General features: G+C 41.2%; 13 protein-coding genes. 5 read left to right on the top strand and 8 right to left on the bottom strand.

Features of this window, described 5'->3' with window-relative positions; translation table 11 throughout:
• Positions 1 to 36: 36 nt before the first annotated feature.
• Entirely contained in the window at positions 37 to 516 is a 480-nt protein-coding gene (locus tag BC751_RS19295; RefSeq protein ID WP_130277048.1) for an Mpo1 family 2-hydroxy fatty acid dioxygenase, read from the bottom strand.
• A 78-nt stretch (positions 517 to 594) separates the two neighbouring features.
• Between BC751_RS19295 and BC751_RS19290 the strand changes: the two genes are divergently transcribed.
• Positions 595 to 1,719 carry an NAD(P)/FAD-dependent oxidoreductase gene (locus BC751_RS19290; protein ID WP_130277047.1) on the top strand — a complete coding sequence of 375 codons (1,125 nt, stop codon included), beginning with the start codon at positions 595 to 597 and terminating at the stop codon, positions 1,717 to 1,719.
• Positions 1,720 to 1,973: 254 nt separating this feature from the next.
• On the opposite strand, the gene BC751_RS19285 is transcribed toward BC751_RS19290, so the two are convergent.
• Positions 1,974 to 3,281 (bottom strand): IS1380 family transposase, encoded by a 1,308-nt coding sequence (locus BC751_RS19285; protein WP_130273823.1) that lies wholly within the window; start codon positions 3,279 to 3,281, stop codon positions 1,974 to 1,976.
• Between the two features lie 159 nt (positions 3,282 to 3,440).
• Between BC751_RS19285 and nhaC the strand changes: the two genes are divergently transcribed.
• Positions 3,441 to 4,922, top strand: coding sequence for a Na+/H+ antiporter NhaC (gene nhaC, locus BC751_RS19280; protein WP_130277046.1), 1,482 nt, complete (start codon positions 3,441 to 3,443; stop codon positions 4,920 to 4,922).
• On the top strand, positions 4,919 to 5,521 hold the full coding sequence (locus tag BC751_RS19275) for a 3'-5' exonuclease (protein ID WP_130277045.1): 603 nt from the start codon (positions 4,919 to 4,921) through the stop codon (positions 5,519 to 5,521). The genes nhaC and BC751_RS19275 overlap by 4 nt, the downstream gene beginning before the upstream one ends.
• 182 nt (positions 5,522 to 5,703) lie before the next feature.
• Here the strand turns inward: BC751_RS19275 and BC751_RS19270 are convergent, their stop codons facing one another.
• Complete coding sequence (locus BC751_RS19270) at positions 5,704 to 6,327, bottom strand: YigZ family protein (RefSeq protein WP_130277044.1); 624 nt, start codon at positions 6,325 to 6,327, stop codon at positions 5,704 to 5,706.
• Positions 6,328 to 6,409: 82 nt separating this feature from the next.
• On the opposite strand from BC751_RS19270, the gene BC751_RS19265 reads away from it, so the two are divergent.
• Positions 6,410 to 6,844 carry a sugar 3,4-ketoisomerase gene (locus BC751_RS19265; RefSeq protein WP_130277043.1) on the top strand — a complete coding sequence of 145 codons (435 nt, stop codon included), beginning with the start codon at positions 6,410 to 6,412 and terminating at the stop codon, positions 6,842 to 6,844.
• A 3-nt stretch (positions 6,845 to 6,847) separates the two neighbouring features.
• A complete protein-coding gene (locus tag BC751_RS19260; protein WP_130277042.1) occupies positions 6,848 to 7,813 on the top strand; it encodes a glycosyltransferase in 966 nt (321 codons plus the stop codon).
• On the opposite strand, the gene BC751_RS19255 is transcribed toward BC751_RS19260, so the two are convergent.
• From BC751_RS19255 to BC751_RS19235, 5 genes are read right to left on the bottom strand one after another with little or no spacing between them, the layout of a single operon-like run.
• The gene (locus BC751_RS19255; protein ID WP_130277041.1) at positions 7,810 to 9,081 is read right to left on the bottom strand and encodes a M16 family metallopeptidase; all 1,272 of its coding nucleotides are present in this window, start codon (positions 9,079 to 9,081) and stop codon (positions 7,810 to 7,812) included. The two genes, BC751_RS19260 and BC751_RS19255, sit on opposite strands and share 4 nt — an antisense overlap.
• Entirely contained in the window at positions 9,078 to 10,295 is a 1,218-nt protein-coding gene (porV, locus tag BC751_RS19250; protein WP_130277040.1) for a type IX secretion system outer membrane channel protein PorV, read from the bottom strand. The genes BC751_RS19255 and porV overlap by 4 nt, the downstream gene beginning before the upstream one ends.
• A complete protein-coding gene (gene porU, locus BC751_RS19245) occupies positions 10,292 to 13,552 on the bottom strand; it encodes a type IX secretion system sortase PorU (protein ID WP_130277039.1) in 3,261 nt (1,086 codons plus the stop codon). The genes porV and porU overlap by 4 nt, the downstream gene beginning before the upstream one ends.
• Entirely contained in the window at positions 13,536 to 14,240 is a 705-nt protein-coding gene (pssA, locus tag BC751_RS19240; RefSeq protein WP_207226972.1) for a CDP-diacylglycerol--serine O-phosphatidyltransferase, read from the bottom strand. Before pssA ends, porU begins: the two co-directional genes overlap by 17 nt.
• Complete coding sequence (locus BC751_RS19235) at positions 14,237 to 14,890, bottom strand: MBL fold metallo-hydrolase (protein ID WP_130277037.1); 654 nt, start codon at positions 14,888 to 14,890, stop codon at positions 14,237 to 14,239. The genes pssA and BC751_RS19235 overlap by 4 nt, the downstream gene beginning before the upstream one ends.
• Between the last annotated feature and the right edge of the window lie 50 nt (positions 14,891 to 14,940).

The following is a 14,940-nucleotide window of genomic DNA, read 5'->3' as shown; positions in this document are numbered from 1 at the left end:
AAAAACGACAAGGGATTCCATGGGATTTGGCTTGTATTAATAGGCAAGCCCCAGCTTTTTGTAAATAAAGTGCATTAACCAGGCAGGGCCTATGAGTAGGAATTGTAGATCTTTAAGAAAAGAAGGCTTTTTGCCTTCGATTTTATGTCCCCAAAACTGGAAAATCCAGGCAATCACGAAAATTCCTATGCTGATGGCCCAAAGAGGAATAGGAGATACCAAATCTATCAAATTGGCCAAAGCTAGGCAAACTGCCGAAAAAAAGAACATGCCTAAAGCAAGTGGAGGGGACAAAGAAACATAATAGAAAAGGACTATTATAAGGATGAGTGTTGCCCAGTTGGCAAAACTTCCCAAAAAAGGCAATAATCCGGATAAAAAATCAGGAGGAATACTGTAAATCAAACCAACAATGCTAAAAAATATAGCGGGAACACATATCCAGTGGATGGTTTTGTTGGTTTCATTTTGATGGCTTAGGCCATATTCATAAAGCAAATCATCAATTTTTCTCATGGTATTTTGGGCTTAATCAGCTTTAGGTTGGATAATAGTCCTGAATTTAATAAATAGCCTGAAAATTTATCTCATCTTATGCTGAGTTATTGGGAGAAAAAAAATTTTCTTCAGTACGACCTAATTGTAATCGGAGCGGGGATAGTGGGATTATCTGTGGCCATCCAATACAAAGAGCGCTTCCCTTCCAGGTCTGTTTTGGTGCTGGAAAGGGGGCTTTTTCCTTCCGGTGCAAGTACAAAAAATGCAGGATTTGCCTGTTTTGGGAGTTTGACTGAAATTTTAGATGATTTGGAAGTTTTGCCTGCGCAGGAAGTCCTGGGCTTGGTTAAAAGAAGGTATGAAGGTCTTTTGGGTATCAGAAATAAATTCGGGGACAGGCAGCTTGATTATAAGCCATTCGGAGGTTTTGAATTGATTACGGAAAAAGAGATCCATTTCCTGGAAAAAATGGACCAGGTGAATGCTTTACTTCACCCCATTTTTGAGGCTAAGGTTTTTGACTTGGTAGATGGATACCAAAGCATGGGTTTCGGTAATGGCGTAAAGGCAATAGTTCAAAATGCTTTTGAGGGGGAACTGGATAGCGGAAAATTTCTCAATGCTTTGTGGGATTATTGTTCTGAACTGAAAATCAAGATCCTAACAGGATGTGAAGTATTGGACTTATATCCTGAAGAAATGAGAATAGAAATTTCTACTGCCTCCAATAACCCTATCCTATTTAAGTCAAAGCAATTGGCAATTTGTACCAATGCTTTTACCAAATCCCTTCTTCCTGAACTTGATATCAGACCTGGCAGGGGCTTGGTGATGGTCACTGAACCATTGAAAAAGGAAATTCCCTGGAAGGGCTCTTTCCATTATGACAAGGGTTATGTTTATTTTAGGAATATCGACAACAGGCTTTTGCTGGGAGGGGGAAGAAATATGGATTTCCAGGGGGAAGAAACAGTGGAATTTGGAATAAATCCCAAAATCCGGAGCTACCTTCTCTCCATCATGGAAGAAATTATTTTTCCGGATAGTACTCCCCAAATTGAAATGGAATGGTCCGGAATCATGGCATTTGGGCCAGATAAAAGGCCTTTGGTGCAATCTCCCTATCCTCACATTGGAATAGCTGTCCGATTGGGGGGGATGGGGGTAGCCATTGGCTGGCAGACAGCAGGGGAGTTGGTAAATCTGCTCGGTTCGCATTGATTTTGCAAAATTTTATTAATTCCTAAAATCCGCAGGATTTTAGTTTGGAGATTTGAATCTGCTTGTTTGTGTTCATTTTTGGTCTAGTTCGGGAATTTCTTCCCTTTGATTGAAGAGTGTTCATAGTTTTGAGACAATGGATTTTAGGTTTGAGGATAAAATGGACGGTTTTTTTCCTCAATTTTAATGGAAAAGGCATACCTCTTCCCTGTAAATCTTTATTTTTTGAGCTCCTGAGGGGTTTTTATCTGAATTTAGTTCAAAATCGGCTTGTAATCCTTACTCGTGAACAGTTTGAGCACTTCTCTTCTTCCCGTTCTTATCCACTTGGCTGAAACAGTGATAAATCTGAAGATAAACTTCTTGAGCCTGTCGGTAGGCTTAAGCCAATCAACTTTTCTGGAATACTCTCCAATGATATAGGTGTAAAAATTGGCATACATAGCCGTCATAAGCATAAAGGAGGTATTCTCTGCAAGGAACGAACAGGGCAACTTAGACCAGCCAAAGTCATTGTTGAGTACATCAAACAAGCGTTCGCTTGCACCCCGGGCGTTATAAAACCTTACAACAGCTTCATTGGACGATGTATGTTCATTGGTCAGAATAGCCCTGTAAGTAAATGCATCTCCACTAAACACATCTGCCTGCCCGTCTTTACGCCTGATTCTGGTAATGACCAGCCTGTAAGACCTGTCTTTACCGAAAGGTTTGTAGTCGGATAGGTCAGTAACTTCCATTTCCTGTACACCCAAACGTATTTTCTGCCACTTCTCAGGGGCTATACTTCCAAGGATATTATCCAGTTTGGCACATCTGTTTGCCCGTATATAAAAGCTTTCGGTATGTGCTTCCAGTGTGCGGAGAACTTCTTCCTGATAGGATGCTGAATCGGCTCTGAACCTTCCGATACGGATATTTTCATTGGTAAGCTGCCCAAACATGCGTGTAAGTGTATCAGCCTGCAAATATTTGGCCTGACTGTTGCCATTTCTGCCCTCTACGTACACAGGAATGGCCTGTGAAAATTCAGGATGTGCTATGGAAGCTACACCTGGCTGATATCCATAGACGTGTTTATATGTCTTTTTTGAATCGTACTTTTCAGTTGGAATGACGGTGTTGTCATAATCGAGGTCGTAAGCAACACCTGACTTGAGTAATCCGGTCTTACAAGCTGATTTTAACAACAAGCTGTTGAGTTTTCCATTGATATTAAATTCATGGCTTACTCCACTGGACGGATTTATAAAGAGTTCTGTATCAACAGCAAGCTCTTTGATACCTCTCAGAATTGTATCGGCACTGCATACTGAAAATGAAGGGACCTGTTCAAGTGCGTCTCTCAAGTGAACATTGATATCTTCAGTACAGTCGCCACCATTAAAGAAAATAGCCATATGATTGGCGAAAATGTCACTGTATGAAAACCCTCCCCTTAAGGCTCTAACCCCCAATTGATTATCAATGAGTTCTGGGAGACCAGAATTTTTGAAAGAGTTAAAAACAAAATTAAAACCTCCGAAAGGTGTGATTTTTTCTGTCGAATTCGTAATTTTCATACCGCTTATCTAGTTTGAGTGGTATCATCTAAATAAGTGAAAAAAAACGAGCCGGAAAAGCCTGAATTGAATAAATTCAGCCACTTTTTCGGCTTTTTTTAAATCCGCCCTGCGGATTTAAGGTAATTTCAGATTTTAAAATGTTTTGATCTGTATTGAATGGTAACTAGTCGAAGAGCACCCACCCTACTGGAATCCTTGTTTCCTATTTTATTTTTAATTGTCCTTTTGGTCGTCAATATCATGATTTTCGGTACGGATGGATTGTCAGGATCCAATCAGCTGGTACTGGTTATTTCATCTGCAATAGCAGGTTTGGTGGCTATATTCAGGCTGAAGATCAAATGGGGCAAACTTCAGGACGGTATTGTCAAGAGCATTTCTTCTGCCATGTCCAGTATCTTGATTTTGTTACTGATAGGGGCTTTGGCAGGTACATGGCTCTTGAGTGGAATTGTTCCTGCGATGATTTACTATGGGCTTCAGATCCTGAATCCTACCATTTTTCTGATAGCTGCTTGTATTGTCAGCGCCATAGTGTCCGTGGCTACCGGTAGCAGCTGGACTACAGTGGCCACTGTGGGTGTTGCCCTTTTGGGTATTGGTAAAGCACTTGGTTTTGGTGAGGGGATAATTGCAGGAGCCATTTTGTCGGGAGCCTATTTTGGAGATAAAATGTCCCCATTATCGGATACAACCAACCTGGCACCGGCAATGGCAGGTACAGATTTGTTTACCCATATCCGGCATATGACCAAAACAACGGTTCCTTCCATTGTGATTACTTTGCTCATCTTTGGGGTCATAGGTTTTGTTTCAGGTGCTGAAGGTTCGGTTTCACAGGTAAAGGAAATTTCAGAAGTAATTGTTGAAAACTTTAATATAAACGGACTGTTATTTATTGTACCGGTTTTGGTCTTGGTGATGATCGTCAAAAAAGTTCCCGCTGTTCCGGCTCTTCTGGCCGGGGCTTTGTTGGGTGGGGTCTTTGCGGTCATTTTCCAGCCTCAAGTGATTTCTGTAATCGCAGGCGCTCCTGCTGAGTCTTTTCTTTATCAATCTTATAAAGCAGTGATGATGGCACTATATGGTGAAATAAGCATCACGACCAGTAATGATGTAGTCAATGAGCTCTTGGTCACAGGAGGAATGTCTGGTATGTTGAATACCATTTGGCTGATTATCTGTGCCATGATATTCGGTGGTATTATGGAGGAGAGTGGAATGTTAAAAGTCTTGGCAGAGGCTATTATAGAAAAAGTGCATTCCGTGGGATCTTTGATAGCTTCTACGGCAGCCACCTGTGTATTTTTCAATGTGACTACTTCGGATCAGTACCTGGCTATTCTCGTGCCGGGAAGAATGTACGCGGATATTTACAGAAAAAGGGGGTTGAAACCTGAAAACCTTAGCCGGACCCTAGAAGACAGTGCTACGGTGACGTCTGTGTTGGTTCCCTGGAATACCTGTGGCGCAACCCAGGCTTCTGTCCTGGGTGTTGCTACTTTGACTTATGCACCTTATTGTTTTTTCAATATCATCTCTCCATTTATGACCATTTTATTCGGGTATTTTAAGCTGGGCATGACTTTCTATTCCAAAGAGGAAATGGAGGATATCAAAAAAGAATTGGCTGTATGATCCTTAAGAGAATCACTAAGGAAGAAATTAACGAGTTACCGCTTGGACAGTTTGAAGGTGAAATTGTTTTGGTCAATTCCAAAGATCAGATCAAGGACGTTGCCGACGAACTGAGAAGACATCAATTATTGGGTTTTGATACTGAAACAAGGCCTTCATTCCGAAAAGGATCCCAGTATTATGTTTCCCTGTTACAGTTGGCCACTGATGAAGTCGCCTATCTTATCAGGCTCAATGAAGTCGGGATGCCTGGTTTGATACAGGAAATCTTGGAAGAACCCAGTATTATTAAGATCGGGGCAGCAGTTTTGGATGATCTGAGGGCTTTAAGAAAAGTTGCAGTTGGCTTTCAGCCCAAGAGTTTCTTTGACCTCAATGACGAACTCAAAAAAGTAGGTTTTGAAAATGTGGGCGTGAGAAATCTTGCTGCCATGGTTTTGAATATGCGGATATCCAAATCCGAACAAGTGTCCAATTGGGAAGCATCTGTTCTTACGGATAAGCAAATGCTGTATGCTGCCACTGATGCCTGGGTCTGTCTGGAAATCTATAAAAAACTTCAATACCAAGGGTATTTGGATGAGTTGTTTAATAGGTGAATTTTAGAAGATTTCGGATTTCGGAAGGTTTGGAGAAGATTAACTTTTGCGAACTTATGGATCTTTTGTGGTAAAAAAATCAAGTAAGGACTTAAAGTAATTTTGACCTATAGTAAATGGTTGGTTTAAAATGGAATCACAACAGTGACCAAAATGCACAAAAGAAAGTAATGGTTCTATTTTTATTCGTAGCCTAGGATATGCATTTTCACTCCGTTCAGATCGGAGATTTTATGACTGATTTCTTCCAGGAGTTTTTGCCGTATTTCTACTACGAGCTGACATTGGTTGTCAAAATGCTGATCTGTTATCTGAAGATCATAATCTTTGATCAGTTTCATCACTTCATTCATACTGAGGTAATCAAAATCAAGTTTGACTCTTTCATGTAGTACAGCGGTTATGATTTCATTGTTGGCAATGGCATCCGCAGCGGCTGTTTTATAAGCGTGTATCAATCCACCGACCCCAAGCTTGATGCCTCCAAAATACCTAATTACCACAATCAGCACATTGGTAAGGTGATGGGAGCGGATTTGTCCTAAGATAGGATCCCCAGCAGAATGATTGGGTTCTCCATCATCATTGGCCCTGTAAATGTTCTGGTTTTTACCCAAAATATAAGCATAACAATGGTGGCGGGCATCGTAGTACTTTTTCCTTAACTGATCCAGTATTTCCTTGATTTCAGTTTCATCCTTTACCGGAAAGGCAAAAGCCAAAAACTTGCTGCCTTTTTCCTTGTACAGACCTTCCGATTTTGCTTTTAATGTTAAATAAGTATCAGTTTGCGGGCTTTCCGACATGGTGCGTCTCAAATTTTAGCGTCAAAATTAATAAATTCATACAGGCATAGGTGGTTTTCTAAGGATAAGTTAATTTAGGATCATGAAAGCAAACCTTCATAGACCAGAACTGATCCACCTTAAAAGCCATATTACTGAAACCGGTAAACTTACTTTTTTTGAGGGTAATGGGCTTTTTCCTTTTCCGATAAAAAGGTCATTTTGGATTTTGGGTGTCCCAGAGGGTCAACAAAGAGGGGTGCATGCCCATAAACAGGAAAACCAACTTTTGATCTGCCTTAGCGGCAATGTCCAAGTCAATCTTGAATGCCTGGACGGTAAACAATATATTTTTACCCTTCAAAAAGAAGACGAGGCATTATACATTCCTAATATGACCTGGTCTTCTGTTACATTTGGAAGGGAGGCGGTTTTGCTTGTAATGGCAGATAGGGCATTTGATGAAGCAGATTATATTAGGGACAAGAATTCCTTCAGACAAATGCAGGAGGATTATTTTAAAACCGAGAAAAGATAGACCATGAATTCATCTCCAATGGTCAGTATCATCTGTACCGTATTTAACCAAGAGGATTATGTCAGGGAATCCTTGGATTCTGTTTTGCAGTCAGATTATCCAAATTTGGAGCTGATCATAGTAGACAATGGAAGTACGGATAATTCTGTGAGGCAAATCAAAGGTTGGCTGGAAGAGAATAAGGAAAAAATAAGTGTAATTTTCATTTCCCGAAATCAAAGCATTCCGTACTGTGAAAGTTTCAACCGGGCTTTTGAACAGGCAAAAGGGGAGTACTTCATAGACCTTTCCGGTGATGATCTGATTTGTAAAGAACATATTTTTAAGTCGGTAGCGTGTCTGGAAAAGTACCCTCAGGCCGCTGTTTGTTTTTCTGATGCTTACCTCTTTTCTAATGATGGGAAAATCAGGACTTTTTATCCAAGAAGTAGTAAAGGGAAACTCCAATATGCGGTCATAGATGGGGATGTTTATGAACTCATGGTGGCCAAACACCATATTCTTTCAGTCACCATGATAATCCGTTCTTCTACTTTTCGTTTGGAAGGGGGGTATGATGAGGAATTAAGTTATGAGGATTTTGACATACAGGTAAGGTTGGCAAGAAAATATCCTTTTGTTTTTTCTGACCATTTTGGGATCAAAAAGAGACTTCATCCCAAGGCCATGTCTGTGGACCAATACAAAAGGTACCAATCAGTCATGCTTCCTTCTACTTTGAAGGTCTGTCAAAAAATCAAATCTATGAACAAAAATCCTAAAGAGGATTTGGCGCTATTAATTCGTGTGCAATTTGAATTGAAGCATGCACTCTTGTCTGCCAATTTCCAGGTAGCTAGAGGATTTTTTGAGTTGGCAGATGATTTGGGCGCGAAGGGAATAAGAATGAAATTATACGAAAATTGGCTGAAGCATCACTGTGACATTTCAGCCATTTATGGATTTTTAAAGTCTCTCCGGACAGGTTAACCAACAATAATCTCCACCATTTTTTCTTTATTCAGGTATTTTCTCCCGATCTCTTGGATTTTTTCAGCTTCAAAAGTTTTGATGTATTCCAATTGTTTTTTGTAAAACCCAAAATCCAATCCTGACTGATGGATTGACTTAAACCTCGAGATGAGCTCAAAAGCAGAACTGAAATTGGAAAGCAGATTTCCTACCAGGTAATTGCGTACTGTTTCCAATTCTGCAGTAGGTATTTCCTCATGTTGGAGCTTCTGGATTTCTTTATATATTTCTTCGATTACTTCTTCTCTGTTTTCTTTGATCACATCTGCCATTACCACCCAATAATCGGCTGCTTGGAGGCTGCCTATGCTGCTGTATATGCCATAGGTATGCCCTTTGTCTTCTCGGATATTTTTGATCAGTCTGCTTCCAAAATAACCTCCAAGGAATACATTGAATACCCAAAGTCCGAAATAATCCGGATGGTTTTTTGGGATAAGATGACAACCTAACCTGATGCTGGACTGCAGTGCTTTTTCCCTATCCTCAACTAATCTTGGATGGCTTTGATTTTCAAAGTGGGGGAGGTTTTTGTTTACCTGATGGACCGGAAGGTCACCCAAAACTTCTTCAATGAATTCAAGTTCCGAGTTACTTAAATTACCGGTAAGGAATATTTCCGTATTGGTCCACAGTTGATTGCTGTAGAATGCAATGAGGTCCTCTTTTTGGATTTCCTCCACATCCTTTTCTTCGGTAATTTGGCCATAAAAATGGTCTTTACCGAAGAGCTCTTGACGGAACAATTGGGAAGCTCTGTTTCCTGTTTTTTCTTTCAGAATGTTTAAGCTCAGGATTTTTTGTGATTTCCTTTTGGCAAGTTCTTTTTCAGGGAAAACGGCTTCCGTAAGCAATTCCCTAAATACCGGTAAGACGGTTTGAAAATGTTTTTTCGTGGTCAATAGGGAAAGTCCCTGATGCTCGAAAGTATTGATAACCTCCACCTCCGAGGCATAAGTGTCGAAGAAATCATCCAAGACCGCAGAGTTTTTTCCCTTGGTTCCCTCCATCAGCATGTGAAGGGTAAAATAAGACGCCAGTTTTATTTCTTCTGCCCCAAGGGTGGCCGGCGCATCGGCATTGATCTCCAATCTTACGGCACCGATTTCAGGGGTGGGTATAAAATACAAATGGACTCCATTTTTTAGAGTCCTTGGTATGGGTGAAGGAAAGTCAATTTTATCCGGAATCTGAAAAGCCGGAGCAATTGATCTGTCTACTATCATAATCTTGGAATATTGTAAGTTAACGAGACCCTTAGGGTCTCTGCCAATGGATGGTTTTGGACTTGAGGAACTAAGTATGAAAAATCAAAAGCAAACTTTTCTTTGTAGAGGAATCCTACGCCCATGGTGAAATATCTTCTCCCACCTTTGGTGGGATTTTCAAAGAAATATCCCGTACGGAGGGCAAACATATCATTGTATTTATATTCCATACCGTAGGAAATCATCACCTCTTGCATCTCTTCCCTGAATCCTCCAGGCGCATCAGCAAATGAACCGAACATGCCGGATAATAAAGGACGGTTGGGGTTTCTACCGGATTCTATAATCAGGTTGCCATTGGCATCGGTAGCTAATGAGCCGTCTTCATTCCTTCGCCAAATGGGAGGGGAAGGTACCATCAGTTTGTTGAAATCCAGGGCAAAAGTCATGGAATTCATGTCATTGAAATTGATGGTGTAGGCTGTTCCCAATCTTAAGTTTGTTGGGATAAAATCCAGGTCTTCCGCACTATTATAGGTGATTTTTGGACCAATATTGGTGATGGTGGCTCCCCAAGAAAATACCCCTGATTTATTTCCAGGAAAAACTTCTTTGGTATAGTAGAGGCCTACATCTGTACCCACACTGATACCTGGACGGCTTTCATTGCCCCCAACAGAAGATATATTTCCAGACAGGTTGGAATGTATAAATCTGGCAGAAATGCCCAGACCTAAATTGTCGGAGAGTTTTCTGGAGTAAGTACCGCCGATCGCAATGTCGCGAGGGGTAAACTCTCCCAGTTCGTTTCCTCTTCCGTCGGTCAACTGTATATCCCCCATGTTGAAGTACCTGAGGTCAATACCCCAAGCAGATACATCATCAATCCTTTTGTAGCCAGTCAGATAAGAAACAAACATGTCGTTAACCAGCCTGCCCAGCCAAGGGGAATAGGAAAGAGAAAATGCCATATCGTTTTCTACGAAAGAAAGTTTGCCGGCATTCCAATGGGCTGAAAATGCATCCGGGCTGGTGGCAACCCCTACATCTCCCATCGCTGAAGATCTACTGTCAGGAGCAAAATTCAAAAATGGAACTGCAGTGGTGATGACCCTTCTATTGGGGTCCTGGCCTGTAATAATGGGTGAGTTCTGCGCTAGGGCTTGTATGGACAGTAGGCTTATCCATAAAAAAATAAATGAACTAACTAATGGTTTTGCCGTTATTTTCATTGAATAATAATTTTTCCGCTCCAAGAATCCGAAGTTCCATCCGCTTCAGACCTTAGCTCCAACTTGTAAATATACATTCCTTTTGTGGGATTTTTTGTTTTGTTGTGGAAAAAAATCCACTCCAAATCATCCAAAATATTTTCCGCCTCAACATAACGTTTTGAGGTACGATATATTATATCTCCCTTGATTGAGTAAACCTCCAATGTCAACAATAAGTTTTCTTTGGGCCTATTATGAAGTATCCTGAAATTACTCCTTTCAATCGCAGGATTGGGGTAGTTGATTGCATTGAGGATTTGCATTCTTAGGCTCCCTCTCACTTCTATACTGCTTGTAAGCTCAGAACGGTTGCCTACATTGTCCCAGGCGGTAACTTTTAAAGTGTTGAACCCCTCCTGAAGATTGAGCAATTGGGTGTAAATCGCCCCGATTTTAAACCCTCCAGCTAGGGCAGTAAAGCTCCTGTTCAGCCAAATAGGCGGGTCATTATTCACCTGCAAGGTGATTCCCTGGCCTGGGCTAAATCCGGAAATATTGATGCCACTTTTGTCTTCTAAGGTCATTTTCAAAGGATAGGTCCTTGAAGGAATGACAGGTGCTGTCTCCTCCAAGTTTTCCCCAAAGAATAACCTGATTTTAGGACCATCAGTATCTAGGATTTCCAAAGAATCTTTTCCGCTTATAATAACTCTTTTTGCCCCAAATGCTTCACCCTTTCCATCTTCCAGTGCTGCCAGGATCCTTATGATTCCCTGACCCGGTGCCAGATCAATGCTTCCGGGAAGCATCAACTCTGTCATAAATTCCCCATCATTAACTGTGCCACTTCCCTGAAACAAAAGATTCTTTTCCTCCCAAAATTCTACTGGACTGCTTTCGTCTCCCTGAGTTTTCACCTTTTCAGGCCTGTCAAAAAGGCTGAGGTTAAACCTTCCTTTGGAGTTGACCAAATGGGCTCCGGTCAATGGATCGGTGATTTGGCCTTTAATCCTGACTTGTTGCAAGGCTTTCAGGGTATCCTTTTCCATTTCCAGTCTAATATCCCAGATTTTTTGGGTTTCAGCTGTCAGTTCGGGCAAGGCAAGTCTTAATGATGGATCTCCTATCAATGAGAAGTTTCGGTTAAATGGACCGTTGAGGCTGTTATTTTTGGTGAGTTTAAAAATGCTGCCCAAATCCTGAAAGCTTCCCTCTACTCTCTGAAAAACTGCCTCAATGATAGCTTTGTTCAACGCAAAGTTCACTGAACTGAATACCGGCCTTCCTGTAGTCAGTAATCCAATGGCCCCTTTGTTCCGGGCAAAAAGCAAATCTTCTGCCCCTGACCGGATAAAAGGACTGTCCTGCCTTCCAAACTCGCAGGTGGCAGTGATAAATAAGGGCAGGCGGGAATTTTCAGGCCAGTCATTAATGTCTGAAACTGTAAACACCCGCTCAGCCGTCAAAGTGGTTTCATTTCCATGACCGATATAATTTAATAACAATACCCCATCCTGCAAGGTAGACCGCAAAGCGTCCCTCGCCTGTGGAGACCGCTGTATGTTATTGTCCCTTTCCTGTTCAAACCTGTCCAAATAAAGTTTGATGACTTCAAACTCAGGATGGTTATCATGAATAAAACCAGCATGGATCTCTGCATCATTCAAATGGATATTATTGTCTCCGTCATCTGCGAAAAAGGCCAATTTACGTTTCCAGCTACCCTCCGTTTGTAAATTGGTTTCATAAGAAATGATTTTGTTGACTGCCTCCCTGGCTTCCTGAAAATTGATTGCCGGTATTCTTCCAACTCCAATGCGGAGCAGTTCATCCCCGGCGGCACTTTCTTCCCATTCCCCCTGACCAATTTCCAGGAATCCAAAATAGTCATCGGAACTGTAGGTTGCCAGTGGATTCAAACTGTTTCTGGAACTGTAGGTTGGGACCAAATTGGGACTTCCCCCCAGAACCCCCTTGTAGTCAAAAGTACCTTTTCCAAAAAACAAAACATTTTTTAAGGAGCTATTTTGCTGAAAAAGAAAGGCAAGAAAATTTCTAAAAGCAGTAATGTCTTTATTTCCGTAGCCGAATGCATCATATAATTGAGAAACAGTATAAACCAGCGTGCTGACTCCAATTTGGTTTTTGTGTGCGGCTAAGCGGTTGGCTTGTGAAGAAAGTGATGCTGCGGTGATAATGATCAATTCGGCATTGCCGTTTGCATTTCTTGCATCGAGGTTTAAATTTTCCACGCTATGAATAGGGGGGATGTTTTGCGGGGCAAATAGTACCAATTGATCCCCTGGGCGTGTAATCGAAGGGTTTTCTACAGATTGGACTTCATAAAAATCCCGGATCAGCCATTGTTGCAATCCTGTTCTTCTTGGAATTACGCCACCCTCCTGGATCAAATACCGGCCTGCAGGGGCAGAAGTAGGGGAAAAAGGAAAAGTCAGGAAGGCATGAGCAAGGTAACCCGTTCCGTTCACATCTGCACTGTTGAAATTCACCTGAATATTGTAATTTGAAGTAGTAGATAAATTTGCCCGGAAAGTATTTTCCCTGCCTTTGATGCCGTATTGGGAATTGGGGATATTTGAAATGCTGACATTGCCCACTAAGTTGTTGTTGTGGAAAAATTCCATTCTTCCTTCCGATAAGGATTGCCCCATCACCTTTACGGTTAGTTGAGGGCTGCCCGTAGCCCCTTGCATGGGTGAAAAATTAAAGGATTGTCTGTCCCTATTGAAAATCGGTCTGGAATACCAAGACCTTCCAGAAGTCAAAAGATTGGTTTCTTCCCATTTGATAAACTGGATTCCATAGATTTTTTGTAATTCAGGGGCGGATAATTTCGATTGGCTATCAGGAATTTCCATCTTTTTTTCAGCTGGACCGATCACATAAAATAGGGTATCGGTATAATGGTGTACCTGTAGGTCAAAATTTCCCTCTTTTACAGAAACTTGGTGAGGTCCCGTCAGGAAAAAAAACAGGTCGTTGCCAATCCTTTTGGATGGAATCTGTCTCAAATTTAAGTCAATACTATCCAGCTTTTGGGGCAGCATACCGGGGAAACCATAGACTCCAATTGCATCAAGATCGGTAAAACCCAAAGAAAGTGCCTGCTGGGCGCTTATTTTATAGACGCCATCTTCAAGAATTGGGAATTTGAAAAAAGGTTGGCCCTGTTGGGCCAAAGTCCAAGCCTGCTTACCAAAAAAGAGATAAAAAAAGCAGAGAAAAATGGTATAGAATCTAATTGGCTTTAGCATTTCTGGTAAATAATCCCTCTATCACCGACAGTACAATATAAGAAATTATTACAAATGGTATCCCACCTATACCCAGGGTGAAGACGCAGATTATACCTATCAAAATCGTGAGGTAGCGGAATATATTGTCTTTAATTCCAAAGTTTTTGAATTTCAATGCAATCAAGGGCAATTCAGAAACCAACAAAAAAGACAAAACCAAGGCCAAAACCATGATGAAATGAGGCTGGTTGAGGGTTTGGGATATTCCCGGGAATCTTTCTGCCAAAAAGGGCAAAGTGCTGATCAATAAAGCATTGGCAGGGGTGGGGACACCGATAAACCTGTCACTTTGCCGCGTATCCACGTTGAATTTGGCCAAGCGGATCGCTGAAAATATTCCAACAATGAAAACAAAGAAAGGTAAATATCCCAGGTCTCCGTTTTGATTGATCATTTGAAATAGAACAAAAGAAGGCAAAACCCCAAAAGTTACCAAGTCGGCCAGGGAGTCCAGTTCTTTTCCAATTTCTGAATGAACCTTTAAAATCCTTGCCAAAAAGCCATCCAAAAAATCAAATAGGGCGGCAACAAAAATAAAATATGCGCCAAATTTTATATTTCCTTCCAAAACAAAGTAAATGCCCAACATGCCGGAAAGGAGATTGAGACAAGTGAGGGTATTTGGGATTTGTTTTTTGATCATCAGAACCTCGCTCTTTTTCCGACAAAGGGATTATGCTCTTTTTCAAACCCGATATTGGTCATAGGCCCATGTCCGGGATATACTTTGGTGTTTTCCGGTAATGAAAACATCTGTGTCCTGATGGCATTTAAAAGGGTGTCATGGTCACCTCCCGGTAAATCAGTTCTACCAATGCTTCCTTGGAACAAAGTGTCGCCAGCAATACAAATACCTGTTTCCTCATGGAAAAACACCAAATGCCCGGGAGAATGGCCCGGAACAAACCTGATTTCCAAGCTGCTATTACCAAATTTTAGCTGATCATTTTCATTGATGTAATAATCAGGCTGAGATTCCTCATACCCTGCAAAGCCATAGTTAGAAGCATAAGCGGATACTGATTTTAAAACAGGGTGTTCCCTTTCATGGATGTATAATGGGACTTCATATTTTCTCTTGACATAAGCATTGCCAAGCACATGATCGATGTGGCAGTGGGTGTTTATTAAATATTTTACTTTCAGGTCCTCCTTTTCAATAAAATCAGAGAGTTCCCTTTGCTCATATTTTTCAAAGCATCCCGGATCAAAAATCACAGCCTCTTTCGATTCGTCATAGAGGAGGTAGGTGTTTTCCATGAATGGATTAAAAGTAAAAGATTTAAGTTGCAGCATAGACAATCTTCTCGTTTAAGCCTCAAAATAACGAAGAAAGAATATATTTT

This window comes from Cecembia calidifontis, from assembly GCF_004216715.1.
GTDB lineage: Bacteria > Bacteroidota > Bacteroidia > Cytophagales > Cyclobacteriaceae > Cecembia_A > Cecembia_A calidifontis.
The sequence above is the reverse complement of the archived record's forward strand: the minus strand, read 5'-3'. Positions and strand labels throughout refer to the sequence as shown.

What these genes read in the sequence shown, in the direction of transcription:
- BC751_RS19295 (WP_130277048.1), bottom strand. Translation starts at nt 516, where the DNA reads ATGAGAAAAATTGATGATTTGCTTTATGAATATGGCCTAAGCCATCAA.
- BC751_RS19290 (WP_130277047.1), top strand. Translation starts at nt 595, where the DNA reads ATGCTGAGTTATTGGGAGAAAAAAAATTTTCTTCAGTACGACCTAATT.
- BC751_RS19285 (WP_130273823.1), bottom strand. Translation starts at nt 3,281, where the DNA reads ATGAAAATTACGAATTCGACAGAAAAAATCACACCTTTCGGAGGTTTT.
- nhaC (WP_130277046.1), top strand. Translation starts at nt 3,441, where the DNA reads ATGGTAACTAGTCGAAGAGCACCCACCCTACTGGAATCCTTGTTTCCT.
- BC751_RS19275 (WP_130277045.1), top strand. Translation starts at nt 4,919, where the DNA reads ATGATCCTTAAGAGAATCACTAAGGAAGAAATTAACGAGTTACCGCTT.
- BC751_RS19270 (WP_130277044.1), bottom strand. Translation starts at nt 6,327, where the DNA reads ATGTCGGAAAGCCCGCAAACTGATACTTATTTAACATTAAAAGCAAAA.
- BC751_RS19265 (WP_130277043.1), top strand. Translation starts at nt 6,410, where the DNA reads ATGAAAGCAAACCTTCATAGACCAGAACTGATCCACCTTAAAAGCCAT.
- BC751_RS19260 (WP_130277042.1), top strand. Translation starts at nt 6,848, where the DNA reads ATGAATTCATCTCCAATGGTCAGTATCATCTGTACCGTATTTAACCAA.
- BC751_RS19255 (WP_130277041.1), bottom strand. Translation starts at nt 9,081, where the DNA reads ATGATAGTAGACAGATCAATTGCTCCGGCTTTTCAGATTCCGGATAAA.
- porV (WP_130277040.1), bottom strand. Translation starts at nt 10,295, where the DNA reads ATGAAAATAACGGCAAAACCATTAGTTAGTTCATTTATTTTTTTATGG.
- porU (WP_130277039.1), bottom strand. Translation starts at nt 13,552, where the DNA reads ATGCTAAAGCCAATTAGATTCTATACCATTTTTCTCTGCTTTTTTTAT.
- BC751_RS19235 (WP_130277037.1), bottom strand. Translation starts at nt 14,890, where the DNA reads ATGCTGCAACTTAAATCTTTTACTTTTAATCCATTCATGGAAAACACC.